The organism is Kitasatospora sp. NPDC059795, assembly GCF_042732175.1.
Classification (GTDB): Bacteria; Actinomycetota; Actinomycetes; order Streptomycetales; family Streptomycetaceae; genus Kitasatospora.
Genome location: NZ_JBHWID010000004.1, coordinates 277,614 through 301,845, shown reverse-complemented (window position 1 = coordinate 301,845; position 24,232 = coordinate 277,614). Strand labels below are relative to the sequence as shown.

The 24,232-nt window shown below is 74.1% G+C and carries 23 protein-coding genes; 13 read left to right on the top strand and 10 right to left on the bottom strand.

Annotated features, from left to right (window positions below; all coding sequences use genetic code 11):
* Positions 1-62: 62 nt before the first annotated feature.
* From ACFV4P_RS10910 to ACFV4P_RS10900, 3 genes are read left to right on the top strand one after another with little or no spacing between them, the layout of a single operon-like run.
* On the top strand, positions 63-725 hold the full coding sequence (locus ACFV4P_RS10910; RefSeq protein ID WP_380469621.1) for a TetR/AcrR family transcriptional regulator: 663 nt from the start codon (positions 63-65) through the stop codon (positions 723-725).
* Entirely contained in the window at positions 722-2,062 is a 1,341-nt protein-coding gene (locus tag ACFV4P_RS10905; RefSeq protein WP_380469619.1) for an MFS transporter, read from the top strand. Before ACFV4P_RS10910 ends, ACFV4P_RS10905 begins: the two co-directional genes overlap by 4 nt.
* Positions 2,059-3,510, top strand: a complete 1,452-nt coding sequence (locus ACFV4P_RS10900; RefSeq protein WP_380469617.1) for a pyridoxal phosphate-dependent decarboxylase family protein — start codon at positions 2,059-2,061, stop codon at positions 3,508-3,510. The genes ACFV4P_RS10905 and ACFV4P_RS10900 overlap by 4 nt, the downstream gene beginning before the upstream one ends.
* Positions 3,511-3,621: 111 nt before the next feature.
* Here the strand turns inward: ACFV4P_RS10900 and ACFV4P_RS10895 are convergent, their stop codons facing one another.
* Positions 3,622-4,344, bottom strand: a complete 723-nt coding sequence (locus ACFV4P_RS10895; RefSeq protein ID WP_380469615.1) for a TetR/AcrR family transcriptional regulator — start codon at positions 4,342-4,344, stop codon at positions 3,622-3,624.
* Positions 4,345-4,480: 136 nt separating this feature from the next.
* Here ACFV4P_RS10895 and ACFV4P_RS10890 point away from each other — a divergent pair, with 136 nt between their 5' ends.
* From ACFV4P_RS10890 to ACFV4P_RS10865, 6 genes are all read left to right on the top strand, one after another.
* Complete coding sequence (locus ACFV4P_RS10890; protein WP_380469613.1) at positions 4,481-6,025, top strand: MFS transporter; 1,545 nt, start codon at positions 4,481-4,483, stop codon at positions 6,023-6,025.
* A gap of 239 nt (positions 6,026-6,264) precedes the next feature.
* Entirely contained in the window at positions 6,265-6,555 is a 291-nt protein-coding gene (locus ACFV4P_RS10885) for a type VII secretion target (RefSeq protein ID WP_380469612.1), read from the top strand.
* 2 nt (positions 6,556-6,557) lie between these two features.
* The gene (locus ACFV4P_RS10880) at positions 6,558-8,312 is read left to right on the top strand and encodes an alpha/beta hydrolase (protein WP_380469610.1); all 1,755 of its coding nucleotides are present in this window, start codon (positions 6,558-6,560) and stop codon (positions 8,310-8,312) included.
* Positions 8,309-8,818 carry a hypothetical protein gene (locus ACFV4P_RS10875; protein ID WP_380469607.1) on the top strand — a complete coding sequence of 170 codons (510 nt, stop codon included), beginning with the start codon at positions 8,309-8,311 and terminating at the stop codon, positions 8,816-8,818. The genes ACFV4P_RS10880 and ACFV4P_RS10875 overlap by 4 nt, the downstream gene beginning before the upstream one ends.
* Before the next feature lie 5 nt (positions 8,819-8,823).
* Positions 8,824-9,393, top strand: a complete 570-nt coding sequence (locus ACFV4P_RS10870; protein ID WP_380469605.1) for a hypothetical protein — start codon at positions 8,824-8,826, stop codon at positions 9,391-9,393.
* A gap of 315 nt (positions 9,394-9,708) precedes the next feature.
* Positions 9,709-10,617, top strand: a complete 909-nt coding sequence (locus ACFV4P_RS10865; protein WP_380469603.1) for an ABC transporter substrate-binding protein — start codon at positions 9,709-9,711, stop codon at positions 10,615-10,617.
* Positions 10,618-10,630: 13 nt separating this feature from the next.
* Here ACFV4P_RS10865 and ACFV4P_RS10860 read toward each other — a convergent pair whose 3' ends face one another.
* Both ACFV4P_RS10860 and ACFV4P_RS10855 read right to left on the bottom strand, forming a co-directional pair.
* On the bottom strand, positions 10,631-11,785 hold the full coding sequence (locus tag ACFV4P_RS10860; protein ID WP_380469601.1) for a PP2C family protein-serine/threonine phosphatase: 1,155 nt from the start codon (positions 11,783-11,785) through the stop codon (positions 10,631-10,633).
* A 192-nt stretch (positions 11,786-11,977) separates the two neighbouring features.
* Positions 11,978-13,198 (bottom strand): cytochrome P450, encoded by a 1,221-nt coding sequence (locus ACFV4P_RS10855; protein ID WP_380469599.1) that lies wholly within the window; start codon positions 13,196-13,198, stop codon positions 11,978-11,980.
* Positions 13,199-13,399: 201 nt separating this feature from the next.
* On the opposite strand from ACFV4P_RS10855, the gene ACFV4P_RS10850 reads away from it, so the two are divergent.
* From ACFV4P_RS10850 to ACFV4P_RS10835, 4 genes are all read left to right on the top strand, one after another.
* Positions 13,400-13,759: an arsenate reductase family protein gene (locus ACFV4P_RS10850; RefSeq protein ID WP_073811985.1), complete on the top strand. Its 360-nt coding sequence runs from the start codon at positions 13,400-13,402 to the stop codon at positions 13,757-13,759.
* 126 nt (positions 13,760-13,885) lie between these two features.
* Positions 13,886-14,734, top strand: coding sequence for a siderophore-interacting protein (locus ACFV4P_RS10845; protein ID WP_380469597.1), 849 nt, complete (start codon positions 13,886-13,888; stop codon positions 14,732-14,734).
* Between the two features lie 67 nt (positions 14,735-14,801).
* Positions 14,802-15,770, top strand: a complete 969-nt coding sequence (locus ACFV4P_RS10840; RefSeq protein WP_380469594.1) for a DUF1152 domain-containing protein — start codon at positions 14,802-14,804, stop codon at positions 15,768-15,770.
* A 43-nt stretch (positions 15,771-15,813) separates the two neighbouring features.
* Positions 15,814-16,779 carry a DUF1152 domain-containing protein gene (locus ACFV4P_RS10835; protein ID WP_380469591.1) on the top strand — a complete coding sequence of 322 codons (966 nt, stop codon included), beginning with the start codon at positions 15,814-15,816 and terminating at the stop codon, positions 16,777-16,779.
* A gap of 7 nt (positions 16,780-16,786) precedes the next feature.
* Here ACFV4P_RS10835 and ACFV4P_RS10830 read toward each other — a convergent pair whose 3' ends face one another.
* The 7 genes from ACFV4P_RS10830 to ACFV4P_RS10800 form a co-directional block, all read right to left on the bottom strand.
* Complete coding sequence (locus ACFV4P_RS10830; protein ID WP_380469589.1) at positions 16,787-17,332, bottom strand: DUF1697 domain-containing protein; 546 nt, start codon at positions 17,330-17,332, stop codon at positions 16,787-16,789.
* Positions 17,333-17,504: 172 nt separating this feature from the next.
* A complete protein-coding gene (locus tag ACFV4P_RS10825; protein WP_380469586.1) occupies positions 17,505-18,545 on the bottom strand; it encodes an NAD(P)-dependent alcohol dehydrogenase in 1,041 nt (346 codons plus the stop codon).
* A 64-nt stretch (positions 18,546-18,609) separates the two neighbouring features.
* Complete coding sequence (locus ACFV4P_RS10820; protein ID WP_380469584.1) at positions 18,610-19,365, bottom strand: SDR family NAD(P)-dependent oxidoreductase; 756 nt, start codon at positions 19,363-19,365, stop codon at positions 18,610-18,612.
* 80 nt (positions 19,366-19,445) lie between these two features.
* The gene (locus ACFV4P_RS10815; protein WP_380469581.1) at positions 19,446-20,093 is read right to left on the bottom strand and encodes a TetR family transcriptional regulator; all 648 of its coding nucleotides are present in this window, start codon (positions 20,091-20,093) and stop codon (positions 19,446-19,448) included.
* Between the two features lie 139 nt (positions 20,094-20,232).
* Positions 20,233-20,961 carry a hemerythrin domain-containing protein gene (locus ACFV4P_RS10810; RefSeq protein WP_380469578.1) on the bottom strand — a complete coding sequence of 243 codons (729 nt, stop codon included), beginning with the start codon at positions 20,959-20,961 and terminating at the stop codon, positions 20,233-20,235.
* Between the two features lie 177 nt (positions 20,962-21,138).
* Positions 21,139-22,164, bottom strand: coding sequence for an alpha/beta hydrolase (locus tag ACFV4P_RS10805; RefSeq protein WP_380469576.1), 1,026 nt, complete (start codon positions 22,162-22,164; stop codon positions 21,139-21,141).
* A 264-nt stretch (positions 22,165-22,428) separates the two neighbouring features.
* Entirely contained in the window at positions 22,429-24,156 is a 1,728-nt protein-coding gene (locus ACFV4P_RS10800) for a carbohydrate-binding module family 20 domain-containing protein (RefSeq protein WP_380469575.1), read from the bottom strand.
* Positions 24,157-24,232: the final 76 nt, after the last annotated feature.

The window sequence follows — 24,232 nt, the reverse complement described above, 5'->3', positions numbered from 1 at the left end:
TCGGAAACTCCCTCCATCAAACGCTTGATCGATGGCGGACGGCGCGCGTACGCTCCCCCACCATGAGCCAGCACCGGACGGCCGCCGAGGCGAGCCGGGAACGGATCCTCGCCGCCGCCACCGAGTTGTTCGCCGAGCACGGCTACGACGGCGCCACCACCCGGACGATAGCCGTGACGGCCGGGCTGAACGTCGCCACCGTCGCCTACCACGTCGGCTCCAAGGCCGACCTGTACCGCGAGGTGATGCGCCGCGCCCACGAGGCCGAACGGGCCGCCGTCGACGCCGCGTTGACGGAGTTCGCCGGCACCGCCCCCGACCACCCGGCCCGGGCGGCGGCCGAATTCGCCGACCGGTACCTGGACTTCTGCCTGGAGCAGCCGCACGTGCCCGCGCTGTGGATGCGCCGCTGGATGGCCGACGCCGCCGAGTTCGCCGACCTGGAGGAACGCTACGCCCGGCCGCTGCTGGAGGCCGTCCGCGACCGACTCGTCGCCGCACTGCCGCAGTTGACGCCGGACCGGGCCGAGCTCGCGGTGTGGACGGTGCTGTGGACCACGCACGGGTTCTGCCGCTCGATGATCCGCGCCCAGGTGCCGCGCTTCCGCGCCCACCTGCGGGCCCTGGTCCTGCGCGAACTCGGCCTGGGCGAGCTCGGCCCGGGTGAACTCGGCCCGGGTGAACGAGGCCTGCGCGAACTCGGCCCGGGCGGCGGTGCGTTGTGACGGAACCCCGGATATCCCGGCGGCAGCTCGCCGGATACGCCGTCGGCTCGATCGGCACCGGCATCCACTCCACCGTCCCCGGCCTGCTGCTGCTCTACTTCATGACGGACGCGCTCGGCGTCCCCGCCGGCGTCGCCGGGCTGGTGGTCACCCTGCCGAAGGCCTGGGACGCGCTGTTCAACCCGCTGGTCGGCGCGGCCAGCGACCGGGAGGCGCTGCGCACCGGCCGCCGCACCCGGATCCTGCTGGCCGGCGCCCTCTCGCTGCCGGTCGCGTTCGCCGCGATGTTCCTCGCCCCGCTCACCGGCTCCGGCGCGGCCGCCTGGGTGGCCGGCGCGTTCGTGCTCGCGTCCAGCGCGTTCGCGCTGTTCCAGGTGCCGTACGTGGCGCTGCCCGCCGAGATGTCGGAGCGGCCGGGCGAACGCACCCGGATCATGGTGTGGCGGATCGTCTGCCTGACCCTCGGCATCCTGGTCGCGGGCGGCCTCGCCCCCGCCCTGGTGTCGCTGGCGGGCGGCGGGCGCGGCGGCTACGCCGCGATGGCGGCGGTGGTCGCCGGCCTGCTGCTGGTGACGCTGCTCGTCCCGGCGCTCGGCGCCCGCCGGGTGCCCGCCCGGCCCGGCGCGGAGCCGCTCGGGCTGCCGGCGGCGCTGCGCACCGCGCGCGGGAACCGGGCGTTCTTCGCGCTGCTCGGCGCGTTCGTCCTGCAGGCCGCCGCGGTGGCGATCATGCTGGCGGCCGCGCCGTACGTCGCCACGTACTGGCTGGGCGGGTACGGGCTGACCTCGGTGCTGTTCGTCTGCCTGGTCGCGCCGAGCGCCGTCGCCGTCCCGCTGTGGGGCCGGGCCGCCGCCCGCTGGGGGCGGCTGCGCTGCCTGACCGCCGCGACCGGCCTGTTCGCCGTCGCCTCGGCGGCGCTCTGGCCCGCGGCGCACGGCGGTGTGCCGGTCACGCTGGTGCTGTGCGCGCTGCTCGGCGTCGCCTACGCCGCGCTGCAGGTGCTGCCGCTGTCGCTGCTGCCGGACACCGTGCACGCGGACGCGGCGCGCACCGGCCGTCTCCAGTCCGGGGCGTTCACCGGGCTGTGGACCGCCGGGGAGACCGCCGGACTGGCCGCCGGCCCCGGCCTGTTCTCGCTGGCGCTGGCCGCCGCCGGGTTCGTCTCCGCCACCACCGACCACCCCGTCGCCCAGACCGACGCCGCCCGGGCCGGAGTGCTGCTCGGCTTCAGCCTGGTGCCGGCCGCGCTGATGCTGCTCTCGCTGCCCGCCCTGCGCGCGTACGGCCGGCGCCGCGCCTCCTGTGCCCCCGACTCGCCGATCGGAGACGAGACATGACCACCGCCCACCCCGGCCTGCCGCCCACCGGACGCCCCGCCGACGAGTTGCTGGCCGAACTGCGCGCGCTGACCGCCGGCGACCTGCCCACCCGGGGCGGGCACACCACCGCGTACACCTACGACGCGGGACGGCCCGAGGTCCGGGAGGCCGCGGAGCGCGCGTACCTGGCGATGCTGGAGGTCAACGGACTCGACCCGACGGCGTTCCCGAGCATCGTCACGCTGGAACGCCGGGTGGTCGGCGCGGTCGCCGCCCGGCTCGGCGGGGACGACAGCACGCCCGGGATCTTCACCAGCGGCGGCACCGAGTCGATCATGCTGGCCGTGAAGGCCGCGCGGGACCTCCGCCCGGAGATCGCCGAGCCCGAGATCGTCGTCCCCGCGACGGCCCACGCCGCGTTCTTCAAGGCCGGACGCTACCTGAAGGTCGAGGTGGTGGCGGTGCCGGTCGACCCGGAGACCTTCCGGGCGGTGCCGGCGGCGATGGCGGCCGCGTGCACCGAACGGACGGTGCTGGTGGTCGCCTCCGCGCCCTCGTACGCGCACGGGGTGGTCGACCCGGTCGCGGAGATCGCCGTCGAGGCGGCACGGCGCGGGCTGCCCTGCCACGTGGACGCCTGCGTCGGCGGCTGGCTGCTCCCGTGGCTCGCCGAAGCGGGCGCGGCCGTACCGGAGTTCGACCTTTCGGTGCCCGGGGTGACGTCGCTCTCCTGCGACCTGCACAAGTTCGGCTACACCCCCAAGGGCGCCTCCGTCCTGCTGTTCCGGGACCGGCCGATGCGGCTCGCCGCGTACTTCGCCTGCGCGCAGTGGCCCGGCTACCCGGTCGTCAACTCCACCGTCCAGAGCAGCAAGGGCGCGGGCCCGCTGGCCGCCGCCTGGGCCACCCTGCAGGCCCTCGGGGCCGACGGCTACCGGGAGTTGGGGCGCGCCGCGCTCGCCGCGACCCGGCGGCTGATCGCGGGCGTCGCCGACATCGACGGACTGCGGGTGCTCGGCACGCCGGACGCGACGCTGGTCGCGATCGGCGCGGACGACCCCGCGCTCGACCTGTTCGACCTCGCCGACGAGACACGCGCCCACGGCTGGTTCCTGCAACCCCAGTTGAGCGTCGCCGGCCTGCCCGCCAGCCTGCACCTCACCCTCACCGGCGTCAGCGAACAGGGCGTCGACGACCTCCTCGCCACCCTCCGCACCGCCGTCCCCGCCGTCCGCGAGCGCGGCCCGGCCGCCCCGCCGACCGAACTCCTCGCCCTCCTCGACCAGTTCGACCTCGCCGACCTCGCCGACGCGACCTTCGCGGCCCTCCTGCCCGCGGCCGGCTTCGGCCCCTCCCGGATGGCCGGCGTCAACCGGCTGCTCGACGCGCTGCCGCCACAGCTGCGCGACCAGCTCGCGACACGGTTCCTGTCGGTGCTGTACGGGCCCTACCTGGACGCGAGCTGAAACGTCGCGAGACGCACGCGGGCGCGAAACGCAGACGGGCGCGAAATCAGGGGCGCGGGGAACTGCGCGACCAGCGCAGACCACGTCCGCAAGGTCGCGATCACGTGCAAGTCATTGTCCCGCGTCGCGCCCCAGCGGTTGGGCGCCTTCCGATTCGCGCAGTTCCCCGCGCCCCTGGTGGTGAACCAACACCGCCAGGCCGTCCGCGAGGCGGTGGAGGCCGAATTCGAAGCGGGTCTCCATGCTGGGGTCGGTGAGGTCGTCGGCGAGGGCGACGAGGTTGGGGTAGGTCTCGGCGGGGAGGGTGCGGAAGGTCTCGCCGGCGGCGCGGGCCGCTTCGCCGCGGGTCGCGCCGGCGGCTTCGGCGGCGGAGAGCGGGGACTGTTCCTGGAGGACGAAGCCCTGGACGTACGCGGAGAGCAGGTAGGAGGCCATCGCGGCGTCGGCGTCGCTGAAGCCGGCGGCGCGCAGGCGGTCGAGTTGGTCTTCGAGGATGGCCAGGATGTTGGGGCCGGGGGCGAGGCGGCCCGCGACGACCTTGGCGGCGTCGCGCCGGGACAGCAGCAGGGCGCGGTGGCGGCGCCCGTACTCCAGGAACTGTTCGCGCCAACTGCCTTCGCGGGGCGGCAGTTCGGCGTCCGCGACCAGGGCGTCGCTGAGCAGGTCGAGCAGTTCTTCCTTGTTCCGGACGTGCCAGTACAGCGAGGCGGCCTTGACCCCGACCTCGGCGGCGACCTTGCGCATGGACAGGCCGGCCAGGCCCTCGCGTTCGAGGACGCGCAGTGCGGCGGCGGTCAGGGCCTGGCGGGTGAGCGCGGGGGTGGTCTCGGCCATGCGGGTTCCTCTGATCGGTGCGGTCCGGGTGGTGATCGCGCTTGCAATCTAACACCGTTAGGGCCATCCTGAGGGCTCAAGCAGCCCCTAACACCGTTAGGGGTGATGCGGTGTGCCCAGGAGGGGGACGTTCCCGGTGGATGGTTCGGTCGGTTCGCGCCACAAGTGGCAGGCGCTCGCCACGCTCTGCGTCACGATGTTCATGGCGATGCTGGACAACGTCATCGTCAACATCGCCCTCCCCCGGATCGGCCGGGACCTCGACGCGGGCATCAGCGGCCTGCAGTGGGTCGCCGAGGGCTACAGCCTGGTGTACGCGGCGCTGCTGCTCACCGGCGGCACGCTCGGCGACCGGTACGGCCGGACGCGGGTGTTCCGGCTCGGGCTGGCGCTGTTCACCGCGGGCTCGGCGGCCGCCGCGCTGGCCGGCGACATCGGGCTGCTGGTCGCCGCCCGGATGCTGCAGGGCGTCGGCGCGGCGCTGCTGACGCCGGGCAGCCTGGCGATCCTGCGGCAGGTGTTCACGGACGAGAAGGAGCGGGCCCGGGCCATCGGCCTGTGGTCGGGGGTCTCGGCGCTCGGCCTGTCGATCGGGCCGGTGATCGGCGGCCCGATGGTGGACGCGTTCGGCTGGGCCAGCGTGTTCTGGATCAACGTCCCGGTCGGGCTGCTCGCCCTGGTGCTCACCTTCCGGGTGCTGCCGGTGATCGCGCCGCGCGAGCGTCGGATCGACCTGACGGGCCTGGCGCTGTCCGCGGCCGGTCTCGGCGCGCTGGTCTACGGCCTGATCGAGGGCCCCGGCCGCGGCTGGACGGACCCGGTGGTGCTGGGCTGCGGGGCGGCCGCGGTCGTCCTGCTGGGCGTCTTCGTACTGGCCGAACTGCGTTCGGCGGAACCGATGTTGGAGCTGCGCCTGTTCCGCGACCGGGTGCTCGCGGGGGCGCTGCTGAGCGGGCTGATGGTCAGTTTCGGGATGTTCGGCGCGCTGTTCTTCCTCCCGCTGATGCTCCAGGGCGTGATGCGCTGGGCCCCCACCGACGCCGGGTACGCGGGGCTGCCGATGACAGCCGTGATCATGCTGGCCGCGCCGCTGTCCGGACGCCTGACCTCCCGTCACGGAACCTGCCTGCCGCTGGTGCTGGGCATCGCACTGTGCGCGGCGGGCCTCGGCGGGCTGTCGCTGTACGGCGGGCACGCGCACTACTGGTCGTACGTGTGGACGCTGGTGGTGCTCGGTTTCGGCATGGGCCTGACGTTCACGCCGGTGTCGATCGCGGTGCTCCAGCGGGTCAGCCCGGCGCAGACCGGCATGGCCTCGGCCACCATCAACACGCTGCGCGAACTCGGCGGCGTGCTCGGCATCGCGATCCTCGGCGCGGTCCTCACCAACCGGCTGACCGACTCGCTGACCACCGCCCTGCCGCGCCTCGGCGTGCCCGCCGACGGCGTCCCGCACGCGGTCTCCGCCCTCACCGGCCACGGCGCCGGCCCGGCCGCCGCGCCCACCCCGGCGCCCGTCCAGGCCGCCGTCGACACCGCCTTCGTCGACGCCCTCCACCTCGCCCTGCGCTGCGGCTCGGCGGCCCTCGCCGTCACCGCCGTGCTGGTCGCCGTCCTGCTGCGCCGCACGACCGTCCGGCAGCCCGCGCCGACCGCCCCGGAGGCCGTGCCGGTCGCCTGACGGCCGGTCGTCCCTGCGCGACACCGGCACGGGGGCGGCGGTTCACCGAATCCGGCAAAGCGCAGCCAAAGAGAACACCAAGTAGGGTGACGGGCGCAGGTCGGGTGGATGTGGTGAACGCCCCTGGGTTCGGGGGCCGGGGTTCGCTAGCATGACCCGCTCAAGTGGTCGGACCGACACCGGTGTTGGGGGATGGCGTGCGCGACGTGGGCCCAGGCGGCAGTGGCGGCGGGTTCCAGGTGGAACCGGACGAGCTGGACGGGGCGGGGCAGACCGCGACGGTCGTCGCCGAGCGGCTGCCGGACGCGACCTCCCGGGTGCTCGGCCCGTCGGACAACGCGGAGGGCGGGCTGCGCGGTTGGCAGACCGGCAGCGAGCTGGACGCCTGCACCACCGCGTGGAAGTCGATGCTCGACCGGCTGTCCGCGGAGATGGACCAGCAGGGCGGGAACCTCCGGCAGACCGCCGCCAACTACCGCAACGCCGAGCAGGCCGCGGGCAACATCGTCGCCTCGGCCGGCGGGCGGTGACCATGGACATCCCCACGCTCCGCGACGCGGACCCGCAGCGGCTGTTCGGCGCCGCCGACGCGTACCAGGCCCTCGCCGACGCCGTCTCCGACGACGCCCAGCAGTGGCGGTCCGGGGTCGACGACCGGGTGCGGAACTCCGGGTGGACCGGCGTCGCGGCCGACAACGCCCGCCAGTCGCTGTCCCGGACGAGCGGCAAACTCGCCGCCGCGCAGCTGGAGTTGACCCGGATCGCGCCCGTCCTGCGGGAGGGCGCGGAGGCTTTCGTGCTGGCCCAGGCGGACCTGCGCAGGGCGTTGCAGGAGGCGCAGGCGGGCGGCTTCCAGGTCTCCGACGACGGCGGGATCTCCTGGCCGCCGCCGAGCGCCGCCGAGCGGCACGACCCGGACGCCCCGGACCGCGCCCGGCAGGGCACCGACCTGCGCGACCGGATCGGCGAGGCGCTGACCAAGGCCGCGCACGCCGACCAGGTGACGGCGGAGCGGCTGCGCCAGTACACCACCGACGCCCGCACCGGCGCCGGCCTCGACCCGGGCACCGCGGCGATGCGGCTCAACAGCGCGGTGCTGAAGGCGTTCACCGGCAGCGAGGACCTGGTGCTGGCGGGCATGCCGGACCAGAACGCCTCGCCGACCGAGGTGAACTCCTGGTGGAAGTCGCTGCCGGCGGACGAGCAGCAGCGACTGATCGCCTCGCACCCGGACCGGATCGGCAACCGCGACGGCATCCCGACACCGGCCCGCGACCAGGCCAACCGGATCAACCTCGACCGGCTGGTCGATCAGCTGTCGTCCCGGCAGAACCTGTCGGACTGGGACAAGAAGAAGCTGGAAGGCTTCCGCTCGATCCAGCACCGGCTGCAGGACGACCAGGGCAAGCAGCCGCCCGCGTACCTGATGGTGATCGGCGACCAGGGCCAGGGCCGGGCCGCGATCTCGTACGGCAACCCGGACACCGCGGACGACGTGGTGGCGTACGTGCCGGGGCTGAACACCGAGGTCAAGAACATGGGCGGCGGCGACGCCAACCGGGCCCGCGACCTGTGGCAGGCCGCGCACGACACCGACCCGTCCCGCAAGACCGCCTCGATCGCCTGGCTGGGCTACGACACCCCGCAGGCCAAGGGGATCAGCGCGGACGCGCTGGCGGTGGCCGGCGACGACCGCGCCAAGCAGGGCGGCGAGTCGTACCAGGGCTTCCTTCAGGGCCTGCGCGCCTCGCACGAGGGCCGGCCGGCGCACCTGACGGCGCTCGGCCACAGCTACGGCTCGTTCACCGTCGGCCAGGCGGCGCAGCGTCCCGGCGGCATACCGGCGGACGACATCATCCTGGTGGGCTCCCCCGGCACCGGCGCGCAGAAGGCCTCGCAGCTGGGCGTGGACGGTTCGCACGTGTGGGTGGGCGCGGCCGAGCACGACCCGGTGTCGCACCTGCCGAGCCACGCGGAGGCGAAGGGCATCGGCATCGGCGCGGGCATCGGCGGCCTGCTCGGCGGCATACCCGGGGCGGCGCTCGGCGGCTTCATCGGTGACAAGATTGCCGGGCACGGCGACCCGCACGAGCTCTGGTTCGGGCAGGACCCGGCGAGTTCCGAGTTCGGCGGGCAGCGCTTCGACGTGGCGGACGGCCCGAGGGGCTTCCAGTCGCACTCGGACTACTGGAATCAGGGCGACGGCCGGGACGGCCACTCGCTGCGCAACATGGGCATGATCGTCTCCGGTCACGGCGACCGGGTGATCGGACAGGACCGGCGATGAACGACTTCGCGGCACCCCACCCGTCGACCGCCCTGCTGGCCGCGAAGGCCGCGGTGGACGAGCTGCTGGACTCCGCCCCGGCGGCGCTGGACCCGCCCGCGAACTGGGCGGACGGCCCGTACGTGGCGGTGGAGCACGAGCACCCGTACACCCGGGAGCCGGACGGCACCGCGCACCTGGAGAAGCGGCGCTACCTGATGACCCGGCTGTCGGCCGGCCGCTACCCGGAGCTGCTCGCCCAGCTGGGCCGCGCCTGGCAGGCCCGCGGCTGGCAGGTGGACGGCGAGAACGACCCGGTGATGCCCGTGCTGCGGGCCGAATCCCCGCTCGGGACACTGGAGTTGAGGATCGGCGTCCCGGGCAACGCGACGCTGCTGGCGCGGGTCCAGGACGTGCCGCCGAGCGGCACCTCGTACCCGTTCGGCGGCGACTCCACCGTCCCGCTCGGCCCGGACGGCGTGATGGACACCATGCCGCGCCGGCACGACCCGTTCTGGTCGGTGTAGGCCCGATGGGACACCGGGTGGGACGGCGGGCGGCCGTCGCGGCGCTGCTGTTGGCTCCGCTGCTGGCGGGCTGCGGCTCCTCCGGCGCGGCGGCGGACGCCTCGGCGCCGACCGCCGACCGGGCCCGGGCGCAGCTCCAGGAGCTGGTGGACGGCACCACCTCGGCGCTGACCCCCGCCGTCCGGTTCGCCGACGACGCGTTCCGGGCGGTGCCGCACGAGAACGCCCGCCGGGACGACGACGGCACCGCGCAGTTGACGCTGCGCCGCTACGTGCTGACCAAGGTCGCGGAGGCCAACCGGCCGCGGCTGCTGGAGCAGGTCCGGGCGTACTGGACCGGCCGCGGCTGGACGCTGACCGAGAACTCGGCGGACCAGGTGGGCGCGCGCACCCCGGACGGGACGGGCGTGACGGTCGGCATCGGCGTGCCCGGCAACGTGACAGTGGTCGCCACCGCACGGGTGAAGGACCCGGGCGCCACCGAGCCGTTCGGGCCCGCCCCGAGCCCGCTGCCCACCGGCGCGGACGGGAGCCCGGACACCCTGCCGAGGTTCACCGACCCGGGCTGGTCGTAGCGCGCGTCCGGCCGAATCCGCCGGGCGCGCCCTGGAACGCGTCCGAACCACCCACCCGGCCTCCGACCTGGACGAACCGGCCCGGACCGGGGCTGATCGGGCGTCAGAACGGGTGACATGAACGCCTTTTCCCGGGGCCCTCTGGGTCCGCGTGTCCATGCTGGCTATAGTCGCCCATGATCTAGCCGGAACGGCGGCCGGCCGAGGGGATTTCCCTCGGTATTTGGCATGCCTCCTTCCGGCATGCCCTCATGCCGTCCGGAGCCCCCGGGCCGTCGTCTGTTCCGCCGTTGACCACGGGGAGAGACGACGACCATGGCACACACGACCGGGCGGGGGCGCACCGCGCTCGTCGCCGTCATCGGCGGGGCGCTGCTGCTGGGCGGCTGCGGCATCGGGGGCTCCCACGAGAAGCAGGTGGACCTGCACGCGCTGCTGCCGGAATCGGTGCGCAAGGCGGGGGTGCTGACGGTGGGCGCCTCGTTCACCGCCGCGCCGGTGGTCTACCGCAACGACCGCAACGAGCCGGACGGGCTGGACCCGCACCTGGCGGAGAAGCTGGGCGCGGTGCTCGGCGTCCGGCTCGAACTCCAGGACGCCGGGCCGTTCGCGAACGTCCTGCCGGGCCTGATGAGCCACAAGTACGACATCGCGATGTCCGGCATCACCGACACCCGCGAGCGCGAGGAGGGCCTCGACAAGGACGGCAAGCCGACCGGCCCGGGCGTGGACTTCGTCGACTACTTCATGGCCGGCATCGGCATCGCCGTCGACAAGGGCAACCCGCAGAACATCAGCGACATCGACCACCTGTGCGGTCACACGGCGGTGGTCAAGAAGGGCACCACGCACGACGACCTGGTGCAGCGCCAGGTGAAGGTCTGCGAGCACGAGGGGAAGCCGCTGAAGGTGGTCCAGACCGACACCGACACCGCGGCGCTGGAGAAGCTCAAGGGCGCGGCGGACGCGTTCATCACCGACTACCCGAAGGCCAAGTACGCGGCGCAGACCGTCGACAACGGCGCCACCTTCCAGATCGGCGGCCCGCAGATCCAGCCCCGGCCGTTCGGCATCGCGGTGCGCAAGGAGGACGCGGCGCTGCGCGACGTGCTGATGCGGGCGATGAACCGGCTGATCACCGACGGCACCTACGACCAGGTGCTGGCCGACCACGACCTCGGGGTCGGCGCGATCCAGAACTCGGTGATCAACGGCTCGACGTGATCCGTCGCCCCGCTCAGCCCGCCCGCAGGGCCAGCACCGCGACGTCGTCGGTGAGGGTGCCGGCGTGGCGGCGGACGTCCTGGTCGAGGAAGGCGACCAGGGTGTCCGGGTCGGTGATCGGCAGCGTGCCGAGCCGGGCCGCCAGCGGGTAGAACTCGCCGTCGCCGTCCCGGGCCTCGGTGACGCCGTCGGTGTGCAGCAGCAGGCTGTGCCCGGGCGGCAGTTCGACGGCGGTGGGCTCCGGGGCCGGGCCGCAGCCGAGGTGGCCGAGGCCGAGCGGGAGGTCCTCGGCGCAGCGGACGGCGGCGGCCGTGCCCGGGGCGACCAGCAGCGGCGCGAGGTGGCCGCGGTTGATCACCTCGAACCGGTCGGTGAGCCGGTCGTGCTGGAGCAGCACGGCCGTGACGAAGAGCTCGCCGTCGCCGCGCTGCTCGGCCGCCCGACGCACCTGGCGGTCGAGTTGGGCGGCGAGTTCGGCGAGGTCGGCGGTCTCGTGGGCGGCGATCCGGAACGCGCCGATCACGTCGGCGACGGTGCGCACCGCCTCCAGGCCCTTGCCGCGCACGTCGCCCAGCAGGATCCGGGTGCCGTGCCGGGTCTCGCACACGTCGTACAGGTCGCCGCCGATGCCGAAGTCCGCCTCCGCCGGCCGGTACAGCCCGGCCGCCCGCAGACCCCCGACCCGGGCGGGGACGGGGTGCAGCACGGTGTGCTGGAGGGTGTCCGCGACGGCCTGCATCCGCACCAGGGCACAGGCCTGGCGGCGGCGCTGCCGGGCCAGGCCGGCACCCATGACGCCGGACAGCACGGTGGCCAGGTACGTCCACAGGTGGTGCTGCTCCTGGAAGTGCCCGGCCCGGGTGGCGAGCAGCGCCTGCAGGCCGACGGTGAGGGCGGTGACGCAGGCCACCAGGGCCGGGCCGCCGCTGAACGCGACGACCACCGGCAGCACCGTCAGCAGGAACCCGGCCGCGACCGAGCGCGGCACGGACTCCTCCAGCGCCAGGTCGGCGACCAGCAGCAGGATCGGCAGGGCGCGCACCCAGGTCGGGGTGCGCAGCGCCTCGGCCATCGCGGCCTCCCAGCGCGCGGTGGCCTGCCGGCCGTGCTGGCCGGGGGCCGCCTCGCCGGGGGCGACGCGGTCGGGTGCGACGGTGGGCGCGGGCATGCTGACCTCCTCGGCGGGCGCCCGGTGCGGGTGCGGGTGCGTGTCCCCTCCATCGTCCCGTGCCATCGGTCGGGACCACCCCTTGCCAAGGTCCCTACCGCTTGGGCCGTTCGGCCCGGTTCGAGCATATTTCAGCCACTTCGGTGACCTCCGTCACCCCCCGCCGTCACCCCTCGCTGTCACCCCGCGCTGTCACCCCTCGGATCCGAGGGTGACCGGCAGGGTGCGGTAGCCGCGGAGCACCAGCCGTTCGCGGCGGTCGGCGGGCCCCGCGGGGGCCAGCGCGGGGAAGCGGCGCAGCAGGGCGGGCAGCGCGGCGGTGGCCTCCAGTCGGGCGAGCTGGGCGCCGAGGCAGTAGTGCGGGCCGCCGCCGAAGCTGAGCGGCTGGCCGTCCCGGCGATCCGGGTCGAAGCGTCCGGGGTCGGTGAAGCGCCGCGGGTCGCGGTTGGCGGCGCCGATCAGCAGCAGGACGCCGGTGTTGCGCGGAACGGGTCGGCCCGCGACGGCGAGGCCGTCGGTGAGCGCCACCCGGGAGGTCAGCTGGACCGGCGAGTCGAACCGCAGCACCTCGTCCACCAGGGCGGACGGGTCGAGGGTGCCGTCGCGCAGCCGGTCGGCGACGTCGGGGTGCTCGAAGAGCAGCGCGAGGGCGTTGCCGAGCAGGTTGCCGGTGGTCTCGAAACCGGCGACCAGCAGCAGGGACAGGTTGGCGATCAGCTCGGTGTCGGAGAGCCGCTGCGGGTCGGCGTCGGCGGTCGCGACCAGCGCGCTGACCAGGTCGTCCTTCGGGTCGGCGCGTCGGCGGGCGGCCAACTCGGAGAAGTAGCGGGAGAGTTCGACGGCGGCCAGGTCGGAGGCGGCGAGCTCGTCGTCCTCGACCAGGGCCTCCAGGGTGACGGTGAGGTCGGCGGCCAGCGGGCGGAACAGGTGCCGGTCCTCGTCCGGGACGCCGAGCAGTTCGCAGATCACGCCGATCGGCAGCCGGAACGCGAAGGCGTCCAGGAAGTCCAGCGGGGCGTCGCCGTGGTCGGCGAGTTCGTCGAGCAGCCCGTCGACGGCGGCGGTGACGGCCGGGGCCAGGGCGGCGACCCGGCGGGCGGTGAAGACCGAGGAGATCAGCGAGCGCATCCGGGCGTGGTCGGGCGCGTTGCGCTCCAGGATCGACTCCCCGAGCAGGGTCTTGCCCGGGTGGTCGAGGTAGTCGGGCTCGAACTGGGCGCGCAGGGCCGGGTCGATGACGCCGAACGCGGGCGCGCGCAGGATCTCGTCGGCCTCCTCGTGGCCGGTGACCGCGACCATGAACTCGTCGGTCTGCACGACCCGGCCGAACGCGCGCAGTTGCTCGTACAGCGGGTACGGATCGCGGCGGCCCTCCGGCCCCAGCAGCTCGTTGACGATCGTGGCGACATCCATGCGGTGGCTCCCCCTGTTGGGCGGGCCGGTGCCCGCCGGTGGCTGGTCGGTTGCCTGTCGATTGCGTGTCGTTGCTTGTCGTTGCTAGTCGTGGCTTGTCGTTGCGTGTCACTGCCTGTCGATTGCCGCAACGGCCGGGCGGCACGCCCGGGTTCCCGCCGGACGGCCGGGCCGGGCGGGCGGTGGGTAGGCTGGCCGGCCATGGAGATCTGGATCAACCCGCGGTGCAGCAAGTGCCGCACCGCCCTGGGCGAACTCGACGCGGCGGGCGCGCAGTACACGGTGCGCCGCTACCTGGAGGAGCCGCCGACGGCCGCCGAACTGACCGAGGTGCTGGGCCGCCTCGGCCTGGAGCCGTGGGACGTGGCCCGGCTGGACGAGTCGGTCGCCAAGGAGCTGGGCCTGCGGACCTGGGGGCGCGAGGACGCCGACCGGGCCCGCTGGGTGGAGGCGATGGCCGCCCACCCGGTGCTGATCCAGCGTCCGATCATCACCGCCGACGACGGGTACACGGTGATCGGCCGCACCGAGGACGCGCTGAAGGACGTGCTCTCGCACTGAGCGCCGAGCGCTGAAGGCTGAGCGCCGAGTGCCGGGGCCGGGTGGTGACAGCCCGCTGACAGCGTGCTGTGAGCGGGCCCCGGCAGGCTGGGTCGGGCCACCTTCTCCTCCCGACCGGAGTACGCCATGCCCGAGCTGCCGATCCGCCGGCTGACCGTCACCGCCGTCCGCCGCCCCACCCCGCGCACCGCCCGGGTGAGCTTCGCGCTGCCGCCCGGCGAGTTCGCCCTGGCCGGGCCCGACCAGCAGGTGAAGCTGTACTTCCCGCGCCCCGGCCAGAACCGCCCCGAACTGCCCGCGGCCGCACCGGGGCAGGACCTGATGGACTGGTACCGGGCCTGCCACGCCGTCCCCGAGCACCGCCGCCCGTGGATGCGGTCCTTCACGATCCGTGCCCACGACGCCGAACTGCACACCGTGGACGTCGACTTCGTCCTGCACGGCACCGGCCCCGCCGCCGACTGGGCGGCCCGCGCCCGACCCGGCCGGGAGCTGACGATGTTCGGCCCCTCCCCCGAGTTCGCCCGCCCGTTCCCGCTCGACGGCGGCCGGCCCCTGCTGCTCGCCTGCGACGAGTCGGCGCTGCCCGCGCTGGCCACCTTCGTGGAGGCCCTGCCGGCCGGCGCCCGGGCCCACGCCTGGATCGAGACCGCCGGGCCCGAGGAGCGCCAACCACTGCTCGGCTTCGGCGAGTTGACCGCCCACTGGATCGACCGCGAGGACGCCGCGCCCGGCGAACGCCTGCTGGCCGCCGTCCTCGCCGCCGACCTGCCCGCCGACCTCTCGCACGCCTGGCTGGCCGGCGAGGCCGGCACCGTCCGCGCACTGCGCCGCCACCTGCTGGCCGACCGCCGCCTCCCCCGCCCGAACGTCCACTTCACCGGCTACTGGCGACACCGCCTCACCCAGGACGACGCCCCCACCCCCGAGGACCTCGCCGACGCCCAGGAGTTGCTTGCCCAGTACGGGAGTTGACCGCCCCGGGCCCCGCCCGCGACCGACCCGACGCCCGCCCGCGACCAGCCCTGGTACCGTCCGCCCGGTGACCACCAGCCTGTTCCAGCCGCCCCTGCTCACCCACCTCCTGGCTGCCGAGCGGATCCTGATCGCCGGTGCGGGCGGCGGCTTCGACGTCTACGCGGGGCTGCCGCTCGCCCTCGCCCTGCGCGCCGCCGGGCGCGAAGTGCACCTGGCGAACCTCTCCTTCAGCAACCTGCACGGCCTCGACCTGGACGTCTGGCAGGCCCCCGACCTGGCCCGGATCACGCCCGACGTGCGCAGCGCCGACGCGTACTTCCCCGAACGCTCGCTGGCGCGCTGGCTGCGCACCCGCCAACAGCCCGACACCGTCTGGGCGTTCCCCACCACCGGAGTCCAGCCGCTGCGCGCCGCGTACCGGGCGCTGGTCGAGCACCTGGGCATCGACGCGGTCCTGCTGGTGGACGGCGGCACCGACATCCTGCTGCGCGGCGACGAGGCCGGGCTCGGCACGCCCGAGGAGGACATGGCCTCGCTGGCCGCCGTCGCCGGCCTCACCGAGGTACCGACCCGGCTGGTCGCCTGCCTGGGCTTCGGCATCGACGCCTACCACGGCGTCAGCCACGCCCTGGTGCTGGAGAACCTGGCCGCCCTGCACCGCGGCGGCGGCGGCTACCTCGGCGCGTTCTCGCTGCCCGCCGACACCCCCGAGGCGGCGGCCTACCTGGACGCGGTGGCGCATGCCCGCGAGGAGTGCCCCGAGCACCCGAGCATCGTCCACGGCTCGATCACCGCCGCGCTGCGCGGCGAGTTCGGCGACGTCCGGTTCACCGAACGCACCGGCAACAGCGCGCTGTTCATCAACCCGCTGATGACGATGTACTTCGGCGTCACCGTCGAGGCCCTGGCCGCCCGCCACCTCTACCTCGACCGGCTGGAGAACACCGTCCTGCTGCGCCAGGTCGCCACCGCCGTCGCCGGGTACCAGGACTCGCTGCCCCGCCAACGCCCGCCGCGCGCCTACCCGCACTGAAAATCGGACTGCCTCGCCGCCGCCTCCTGTTACCGTCCGCCCGGTGACCACCAGCCTGTTCCAGCCGCCTCTGCTCACCCGCCTGCTCGCCGCCGAGCGGATCCTGATCGCCGGTGCGGGCGGCGGCTTCGACGTCTACGCGGGGCTGCCGCTCGCCCTCGCCCTGCGCGCCGCCGGGCGCGAAGTGCACCTGGCGAACCTGGCGTTCACCCACCACTACGGGCTGGACGCCGCCGTGTGGGAGGCGCCGCAGCTGGCCCGGATCACCCCCGACACCCGCTCCGCCGAGTCGAAGTTCCCGGAGCGGGAGTTGGCGCGGTGGCTGCGCGAGCACCAACAGCCGGACACCGTCTGGGCGTTCGCCTCGACCGGGGTGAAGCCGCTGCGGGCCGCGTACCGGAATCTGGTGCGCCGGCTCGACGTCGACGCGATCCTGCTGGTCGACGGCGGCACCGACATCCTGCTGCGCGGCGACGAGGCCGGGCTCGGCACGCCGGAGGAGGACATGGCCTCGCTGGCCGCCGTCGCGGGGCTGCGGTCCGTCCCCACCCGACTGGTGGCCTGCCTGGGCTTCGGCGTCGACGCCCACCACGGCGTCAGCCACGCCCTGGTGCTGGAGAACCTGGCCGCCCTGCACCGCGACGGCGGCTACCTCGGCGCGTTCTCGCTGCCCGCCGACACCCCCGAGGCCGCGCTGTACCTGGACGCCGTCGCCCGGGCCCGGGCCGCCGATCCCGGGCGGCCGAGCATCGTGCAGGGGTCGGTCGCGGCGGCGCTGCGCGGCGAGTTCGGCGATGTCGGGCTCGCCGAGCGGGTGCCCGGCAGCGAACCGTTCGTCAACCCGCTGATGGCGGTGTACTTCGGCGTCACGGTCGACGCCCTCGCCGCCCGCAACCTCTACCTCGACCGGCTGGAGGGCACCACCCAGACCCGGCAGATCGCCTCCGCCATCGCCGACTTCCGCGAGGAACTGCCCCGGCTGCGCCCCGCCCGGGCGTTCCCGCACTGACGGCCGGTCAGCCCTTGCGGGCAGCGGCGGCGATCTTCGCGGTGGTGTGGAAGAACCGCGAAGTCGCCTTTCCCCGGTAGGACTTGGGGAAGGCGGTGGCCGGGTTCCCGTTCAGCCGGCCGTTGCGGAGGTGCATCACCACGAACGCCGCGCCCCCGCTCGCGCCGATCATCTCCCAGTCGCCCTTCGGCGAGGCGACCGGCAGCCCGACCTCCGGCGGCAGCGGCTCGGACAGGAACAGCACGCACAGCCGGACGTCCTCGGTCACCTCGATGCCCGCGAACGGGTCGAGCGCGACCAGCGCCTCCACCTCCTCGACCGTCCGCAGCATCACCGGCACCGGATAGCCCAGGCCCTCCGCCAACCCGGCCTCGATCCGCGCCGTCAGCGCGGCCCGGTCGGTCTCCGCGCTGCGGAAGAACACGTTCCCGCTCTGGATGTACGTCCGCACGCCCTCCAGCCCGAAGCCCGCGAACAGCTCCCGCAGCCGGTCCATCTTCACGGTGCGGCCGCCGACGTTGACCGCCCGCAGGAAGGCGATGTAGGTCTCCATGCGCGCGAGTGTAGGACGGGCCGCCGACAATCGACGGCCGTGTCGCCGCCGCGTCGACCGACCCGACGGACATCGCGGAGGTCGAGGTGGTCGAGGTGGTCGAGGTGGTCGAACGCCGGCGGCGGCCTCCCCCGGGAGCCGGGAGGGGCCGCCGCCGACGGGCCGTCAGCCGTCAGCCGTTCGGCAGGATCACCGCGCGGCCGTTGATCTTCCCGGCGTGCAGGCGCTCGTACACGAGCGGCGCCTCGTCGATGCCGTACGTCTCGACGTGGACGTCGATCGCCCCGGCCCGGGCCAGGTCGAGCACCTCGATCAGCTCGGAGCGGCTGCCCCAGTACGGCGAGCTGACGCAGACGTCGTGGGGCAGCGCGCCGAAGCCGACGCCCAGCGTGCCGCCGCCGAGGCCGACGATGGTGACGTCGCCCTCCACCGCGACCAGCTGCCCGGCCAGCGCGGTGGTGGGCGGCGCGCCGACGAAGTCGAACACGGCCTGCGCGCCGAGCCCGGCGGTCAGTTCGCGGACCTTCGCGGCGGCCTCGCCGTCGGACAGCACCGCCTCGTGCGCACCGACGGCGCGGGCCAGTTCGAGCTTCTCCTCGGTGACGTCCAGCGCGATCACCCGGGCCGCGGTCATCGCGCGCAGCAGCTGGACGGCGACGTGCCCGAGGCCGCCGGCGCCGATCACCACGGCCGTGGAGCCGGGGAGCAGCTTCGGCAGCGACCGCTTGATCGCGTGGTACGGCGTCAGCCCGGCGTCGGTGAGCGGCACGGCGCGCACCGGGTCGAGGTCGCCGAGCGGGACCAGGTGCCGCGGGTCGTCGACCAGCAGGTACTCGGCGAGCGCGCCGGGCGCGCCGAGGCCGGGCGGCATGATGCCCAGCTCGTGCGCCCGCAGGCAGTAGTTCTCCTTGCCTTCGGCGCACTTGGCGCAGCTGCCGCAGCCCCACGGGCCGTACACGGCGACCGACTCGCCCTCGGTGAACCCGGTGACGCCCGCGCCGAGCGCGGCGATCGTGCCGACGCCCTCGTGGCCGAGGGTCAGCGGCAGCGGGAACGGCAGCCGGTCGGCGGGCCAGCTCATCACGGCGATGTCGGAGTGGCAGACGCCGGCGGCGGTGACCTTCAGCAGGACCTGCCCGGGGCCGGGTTCGGGGTCGGGGACGGTGACCACCTCGGGGTGGCCGCCGACGGTGCGGTACTGGACTGCCTTCATGACTCGTTGCCCTCTCTCGCGAAGCGTCCTGGCGTCCTGGCGTCCCGGCGTGTTCGGCGGCCGGTCAGCGGGCGGAGTAGCCGCCGTCGACCAGGTGGTAGCTGCCGGTGACGTAGGACGCCCGGTCGGAGAGCAGGAACGCGGTGAGTTCGGCGACCTCCTCGGCGCGGCCGAGGCGCCCGGCGGGGTGCAGCGAGATCAGCAGGTCGCGCGCGGCCGGGTCGGTGTCCTTCAGCAGCGGGGTGTCGATGAAGCCGGGGCCGACCGCGTTGACCCGGACGCCCTGCGGGGCGTACTCGATCGCGGCGGTCTTGGTCAGGCCGACCACGCCGTGCTTGGCGGCGACGTACGCGGGCGAGCCGGCGAAGCCGTTGGTGCCCAGGATGGAGGCCATGTTGACGATCGCGCCGCCGCCCGCGGCGAGGATCTCCGGCAGTTCGTAGCGCATCGAGTAGAAGACGCCGTCCAGGTTGGTGGCGAGCACCCGCCGCCAGTCCTCCGGTTCGTACGCGCCGGTGGGGGCGATCGCGCCGCCGATGCCGGCGTTGTTGACGGCCAGCGAGAGCGGGCCGAGGCCCTGCACGGTGGCGCGGACGGCGGCCTCGACGGACGCCGGGTCGGTGACGTCGACCTGCACGGCGAGCGCCTTGGCGCCCGTCTTCACGAGGGCGGCGGCGGCCTCCCGGGCGCCGTCCAGGTTCCAGTCGGCGACGGCGACCTGCGCGCCGCGCTCGGCGAGCAGGGTGGCGACGGCCAGGCCGATGCCGGAGGCGGCGCCGGTGACGAGAGCGGTGCGGCCGGTGAACTCCTGTGCGGTCATGGGTGGTTGGTCCTTTCGTGCGCCGCGGCCCGGGGCGGGCGCGGGTGGTGCGGGAGGTGCGGAGGTGTCTGACGGGTCGGTCAGCGCGGGGGTTCGGCCGCGGCCAGGTCGAAGGCGCGGTCGATCAGGGCGGGCAGGTCGCCCGCCGGGTCGCGCACCCAGGTGCGGGTGGCGGCGTGCAGGGCGACGACGCCGAGGCCGACGGCGACGGCGGGCCGCAGGTCGGTCTCGGGGTGCAGGCCGAGCCGGGCGGCGACCAGCCGGATCGACCGCTCCTCCTCGGCGACGGCGATCCGCCGGTAGGCGGCGGTCAGCGCGGGCTCCTCGTCGATCAGCGCGAACAGCGCGCGCATGCCGGGGCGGCGGTGCCAGGCCGGGTGGTCGCCGTCGTGCAGCCAGCCGGCGACGGCGGCGCGGTAGGCGGCGACCGGGGTCTCGGCGGCGGGCCGGGCGGCGAGGCGCTCGTTGATCCGGGCGAAGTCGGCGCGCAGCGAGTCGAGGACGGCGTCCTCGCGGGACGGGAAGTAACGGCTGAAGGTGCGCCGGGAGACGTCGGCGGCGTCGGTGACCTGCTCGACGGCGAGGGCGGCGAGGCCGTGCTCCAGGGTGAGGCGCAGCGCGGCGTCGGCCATCGCCTCGCGGGTGCGGCGGGCCTTGCGGTCGCGCCGCCCGGGCGCGGCCGGGGCCTGCTGCGGGACCACGGCCTGCGGCTGCTCGGTGCTGCTCATGCGCTCACCCTACTCCCGAAAATGTCCCGACGGGACATGAGTCCCGCCGGGACATCCACGGCGCGGGCGTCAGGGCTCGGCTGCCAGGGCTCGGGCGTCAGGGCGCGGGCGTCAGGGCGCGGGCGTCAGGGCGCGGGCGTCACTGCCCCGCCGGCCCCCACAGGCGGTCGGTGCAGCGGGCGTAGGTGTCGCGCCAGTGCGGCCAGTGGCGGGCGATCTCGTCGTCGCAGTCCGCCAGCAGGCGGTCGACCTGAACCGGGTCGACGCCTTCGAGCAGCCAGACCAGCGCGTCCGACGCGGACGGCCCCTCGGCGAGGCGCAGCAGGTCGAGCAGCTCGGGCAGGGTGCCGATCCGGGAGCCGGGCTGGAAGACGTCGGCCATCCGCGGCAGCAGCTGGCGCTCCTCGATCCGCAGGTGGGTCTCCACCCGGGCGGCGAGTTCCTCCACCGCGTAGGAGACCGGCCAGGAGCTGGCGGGGTCGCGGGTGGCGATGCCGACCAGGGTGGTGGTGCGGGTGAAGCACTGGTCGAGGTTGTGGTGGTCGGACTCCAGCCAGTTGAGCAGCAGCCGGAGTTCGGGTGCGAAGCGGCGCAGCAGCGGCCACAGCCGGGCGTCCTGCTGCTCGTGGTGGCAGGTGACCATGGCGGTCACGAAGTCCCAGTGCCGCTTGAGGGCGAGTGCGCTCTCGTGGTCGTCGGGCTGGAGCAGTCGCAGGGCCTGCGGGATCCGGGCGAGGTCGCGGCGGACGGCGGCGTGCACCAGGCGCAGCCCGGCGAACGGGATGGTTTCGACCACCGGCGCGACGGGGATCTCCTCGCGCGGGGCGGGAACGGTCATGGGGCCGACGGGCAGCAGGTGGCGGGACATGGCGCTCTCTTCACGGCTGGCTGGGGCTGGCCGGAGCGGGGGCCGCGGTTGCGGCGCCCCGGTCCAGTTCTCCGGTCCACGGGTTCCAGGGTGGGAGCAGTGCATCAGGGTCGAATGAACGACCGATTGATGTGCAGGTCAGCGCGTTTCCGGGGCGCTTTCTGCACGCTCGGGAGGTCAGTCGGACTCCGGTCCGGCGGTGTTGGCGGTCAGCCATTCCAGGGTGTGCGGGATCATCTTCTTGAAGTCGGAGGTGAGGTGCTTGCCGCCGGGCTGCTCGTAGTACTCGACGGTGGTGGGCGCCTTGGCCTTCTCGACCCAGTTCTTGACGATCTTGGTCTCGTACGGGTTGGCGCCGCCCGCGGTGGCCAGCATCCGCACGTCGGCGGCGCCCTCGGCGATCAGCTTGTCGGGGCTGTTGGCCTGGCGTTCCTGCTCGTGGCCCTTCCACAGCGGCGAGTCCGGGTTCCAGTAGCCGTCGATCGGCACCGCGGCCTTGAAGACGTCGGGGTGCTGGAGGGCGAGCTTGGCGCTGCAGAACGCTCCGGTGGAGGCGCCCATCACGGCCCAGCCGTCGCGGCCCTTGACGGTGCGGAAGTTGGCGCGGACGAAGTCGGGGATGTCCTCGGACATCCAGGTGCCGATCTTCGGCTGGCCGGGGATGTCGGCGCACTCCAGGGCCTTGGACTCGTTGGAGTCCAGGTTCTGCACCGGCATGATCATGATGAACGGGTGGGCCTTGCCCTGCGAGACCATCTGCTGGTCGATCTCCTGGATCGGCAGCTGGTTGTCGGTCCAGGTGTTGTAGCCGGCGCTCTGCCCGCCCGCGTACAGGGTGAGCACCGGGAAGCCGGTCTTGGCGTACTTCGGGTCGTTGTACTGCGGCGGCAGCCAGACCCACACCTTGCCGCTGACGCCGGACTTGGCACCGGCCAGGGTGGTCATCATGATCGGTCCGGCGGCGGTGTCGCGGACCTTGGACAGCTGCGCGGCCGGGCCGGTGGGCATCAGCACCTTGGACGGCTTGGGCGGTGCGCTGCTGGTCTGTGCGGTGGACGGCGGCTGGTTGCCGCCTACGGTCGCGGCCTTGGCGTCGCCGGAGGTTCCGGTGTCGCTGCCGCAGGCGGCCAGCGGAGCGGCGAGGACGAGCAGGGCGGCGGCGGTCAGCAGGCGGCGGACGGCAGGACGGGGTTGCGGCAGCACGGGGCGGTCGGTCTCTCCGGGTGGGGGCCGACCCGGCAGCCGGGAGGGGCCCTGGTCATTGGGCGTGGCCGGGGCCGCCGCGCGCTGATGGCCGACGCTCCCCGGGAACGGGCCGCGGCCGCACGACGAGGGTGCGGCTGTTGGGCCGTTCGAGATCCTATGACGTACCGCCCGGGGCCCCGGTTGCGCGGGGGTGAACAACCCGCCGCACGACGGGTGCAGCCCCCGCCGATCGGCGGGGGCTGCACGCTCGCGGGCGCCGGGTCAGGGGCGCCAGGTGTCGTTCAGCGTGACCTTGCCGCTCGCCGGGACGGTGGCGGTGCGGTTGGCGCCGCTCTCCCAGGTGACGTTGCCGGCCGCGTCCTTGCGCAGGTACTTGTACTGGATCGCGGCGCCGGCGGGAAGTGCCACGTCGAGCTTCCACACCGGGTAGGCCGCCGAGTCCAGCAGCAGCGCCTTGGAGGTGTCCCAGCCGCCGAGCGCGGCCGCGTCGCCGACCAGGTAGATGTTCTGGCCGAACGAGGTGGTGGCGTTCACCGCGAACGAGGCGCCGGGCGCGGTGCTCGCGGCGCCGGCGCCGACGTACAGCGCGACGGCGTCGCCCGCGCCGACCGAGGCGGTGAACTTTCCGTCCGGGCCGACGGTGTAGGTCGGGCCGGAGCAGCTGCCGCCGTTCGGGTCGCCGTGCTGGACGTCGCAGTAGACGCCGGCGGGCAGCGAGGTCTGGAAGGTCTGGGTGATCGCCGAGGTCTCCCGGTTGATCGCCACGTAGCCCTTGGTCCCGCGGCCGAAGGCGATCGCGTTGTTGCCGTTGGACCACCAGTTGGTCATCGCGGTCCCGGCCACGGTGTTGCGGAAGCCGACCATGTTGGCGACCTGCCGCCAGGCGTGGACGCAGTTCCAGCCGTTCTGGTAGCAGGCGGTGACGGAGCCTCCGTTGGGCGGGCCGTCGTCGTTGCCGTTGAACGCGTAGCCGGAGTAGACGTTCGGCGAGCCGTACGGGTGGGCCAGCATGAAGACGTTGGCCAGCGTGTAGGTCGAGCCGTCCTTGTAGGTGAGGGTGGAGCCGTTGCGCTCGGTGTCCCAGTTGTCGACGAAGGTCCGCGCCTGGGCGGAGGCGAGCAGGCCGCTGCCCCAGCTCTGCAGGTCGGATATCCGGCCGCCGTTGAAGGCGCTCTTCAGCCACGTCCCGGAGCGGAACTCGTCCACGTCGCCGGTGCCGGTGTACTCGGAGGGCTGGACCGCCTCGCCCGCGCCGTAGATGACCTCCTGCACCCAGTACGCGTTGGGGTTGCTCATCTTGGCCTTGATGGCGGCCAGGTCGGTCGCGGCCATGTGCTTGGCGGCGTCGATCCGGAAGCCGTCCACGCCGAGCGAGAGCAGGTCGCTGAGGTAGTTGGCGATGGTCTGCTGGACGTACGCGGAGCCGGTGTTGAGGTCGGACAGGCCGGCCAGCTCGCAGTTCTGGACGTTGCCGCGGTCGCCGTAGTTGCTGATGTTCGTCCGGCAGCCGTGGAAGTCCTGGTCCTGGTAGTAGCCCGGGTAGGTGTACTTCGTGTAGACGGTGCCGCCGGTGCCGGTGCCGCTGCCCGCGCTCATGTGGTTGATCACCGAGTCGGCGAGCACCTTGACGCCCGCGTTGTGGCAGGTGGTGACCATGTTCTTGAACGCGGTGCGGTCGCCGAGCCGGCCGGCGATCTTGTAGCTGACGGGCTGGTAGGAGGTCCACCACTGGGCGCCCTGGATGTGCTCCTGGGGCGGGGAGACCTCGACGAAGCCGTAGCCCTTGGGGCCGAGGGTGTCGGTGCAGGCCTTGGCCACCGAGTCGAACTTCCACTCGAACAGGGTGGCGGTGACGCCCTTGCTGCCCGCGGGGGTGGCGGCGGCGGTCGGGGCGAGCGAGAGCCCGGCGCCGGCCGAGAGGCCGAACGCCGCGAGGGCGGCGCAGGCGGCGAGGGCGCGCTTCCTGCGGGTGGGGGCAGGGGTGAGCACGGGAGCACTCCTGGGGGGGGAGCCCGGCCCGCGGACGCAGGTCGCGGCCGGGAGGCGGCAGGGTGGGGGCCGCGAC

Bases quoted from the DNA above. Each gene is read 5' to 3' on its own strand.
- ACFV4P_RS10860 (WP_380469601.1), bottom strand. From the start codon at position 11,785: ATGCCCGCGCCCACCGTCGCACCCGACCGCGTCGCCCCCGGCGAGGCG.
- ACFV4P_RS10895 (WP_380469615.1), bottom strand. From the start codon at position 4,344: ATGGCCGAGACCACCCCCGCGCTCACCCGCCAGGCCCTGACCGCCGCC.
- ACFV4P_RS10830 (WP_380469589.1), bottom strand. From the start codon at position 17,332: ATGGAGACCTACATCGCCTTCCTGCGGGCGGTCAACGTCGGCGGCCGC.
- ACFV4P_RS10810 (WP_380469578.1), bottom strand. From the start codon at position 20,961: ATGTCCCGCCACCTGCTGCCCGTCGGCCCCATGACCGTTCCCGCCCCG.
- ACFV4P_RS10820 (WP_380469584.1), bottom strand. From the start codon at position 19,365: ATGACCGCACAGGAGTTCACCGGCCGCACCGCTCTCGTCACCGGCGCC.
- ACFV4P_RS10875 (WP_380469607.1), top strand. From the start codon at position 8,309: ATGAACGACTTCGCGGCACCCCACCCGTCGACCGCCCTGCTGGCCGCG.
- ACFV4P_RS10855 (WP_380469599.1), bottom strand. From the start codon at position 13,198: ATGGATGTCGCCACGATCGTCAACGAGCTGCTGGGGCCGGAGGGCCGC.
- ACFV4P_RS10815 (WP_380469581.1), bottom strand. From the start codon at position 20,093: ATGAGCAGCACCGAGCAGCCGCAGGCCGTGGTCCCGCAGCAGGCCCCG.
- ACFV4P_RS10910 (WP_380469621.1), top strand. From the start codon at position 63: ATGAGCCAGCACCGGACGGCCGCCGAGGCGAGCCGGGAACGGATCCTC.
- ACFV4P_RS10870 (WP_380469605.1), top strand. From the start codon at position 8,824: ATGGGACACCGGGTGGGACGGCGGGCGGCCGTCGCGGCGCTGCTGTTG.
- ACFV4P_RS10865 (WP_380469603.1), top strand. From the start codon at position 9,709: ATGGCACACACGACCGGGCGGGGGCGCACCGCGCTCGTCGCCGTCATC.
- ACFV4P_RS10845 (WP_380469597.1), top strand. From the start codon at position 13,886: ATGCCCGAGCTGCCGATCCGCCGGCTGACCGTCACCGCCGTCCGCCGC.
- ACFV4P_RS10850 (WP_073811985.1), top strand. From the start codon at position 13,400: ATGGAGATCTGGATCAACCCGCGGTGCAGCAAGTGCCGCACCGCCCTG.
- ACFV4P_RS10825 (WP_380469586.1), bottom strand. From the start codon at position 18,545: ATGAAGGCAGTCCAGTACCGCACCGTCGGCGGCCACCCCGAGGTGGTC.
- ACFV4P_RS10880 (WP_380469610.1), top strand. From the start codon at position 6,558: ATGGACATCCCCACGCTCCGCGACGCGGACCCGCAGCGGCTGTTCGGC.
- ACFV4P_RS10900 (WP_380469617.1), top strand. From the start codon at position 2,059: ATGACCACCGCCCACCCCGGCCTGCCGCCCACCGGACGCCCCGCCGAC.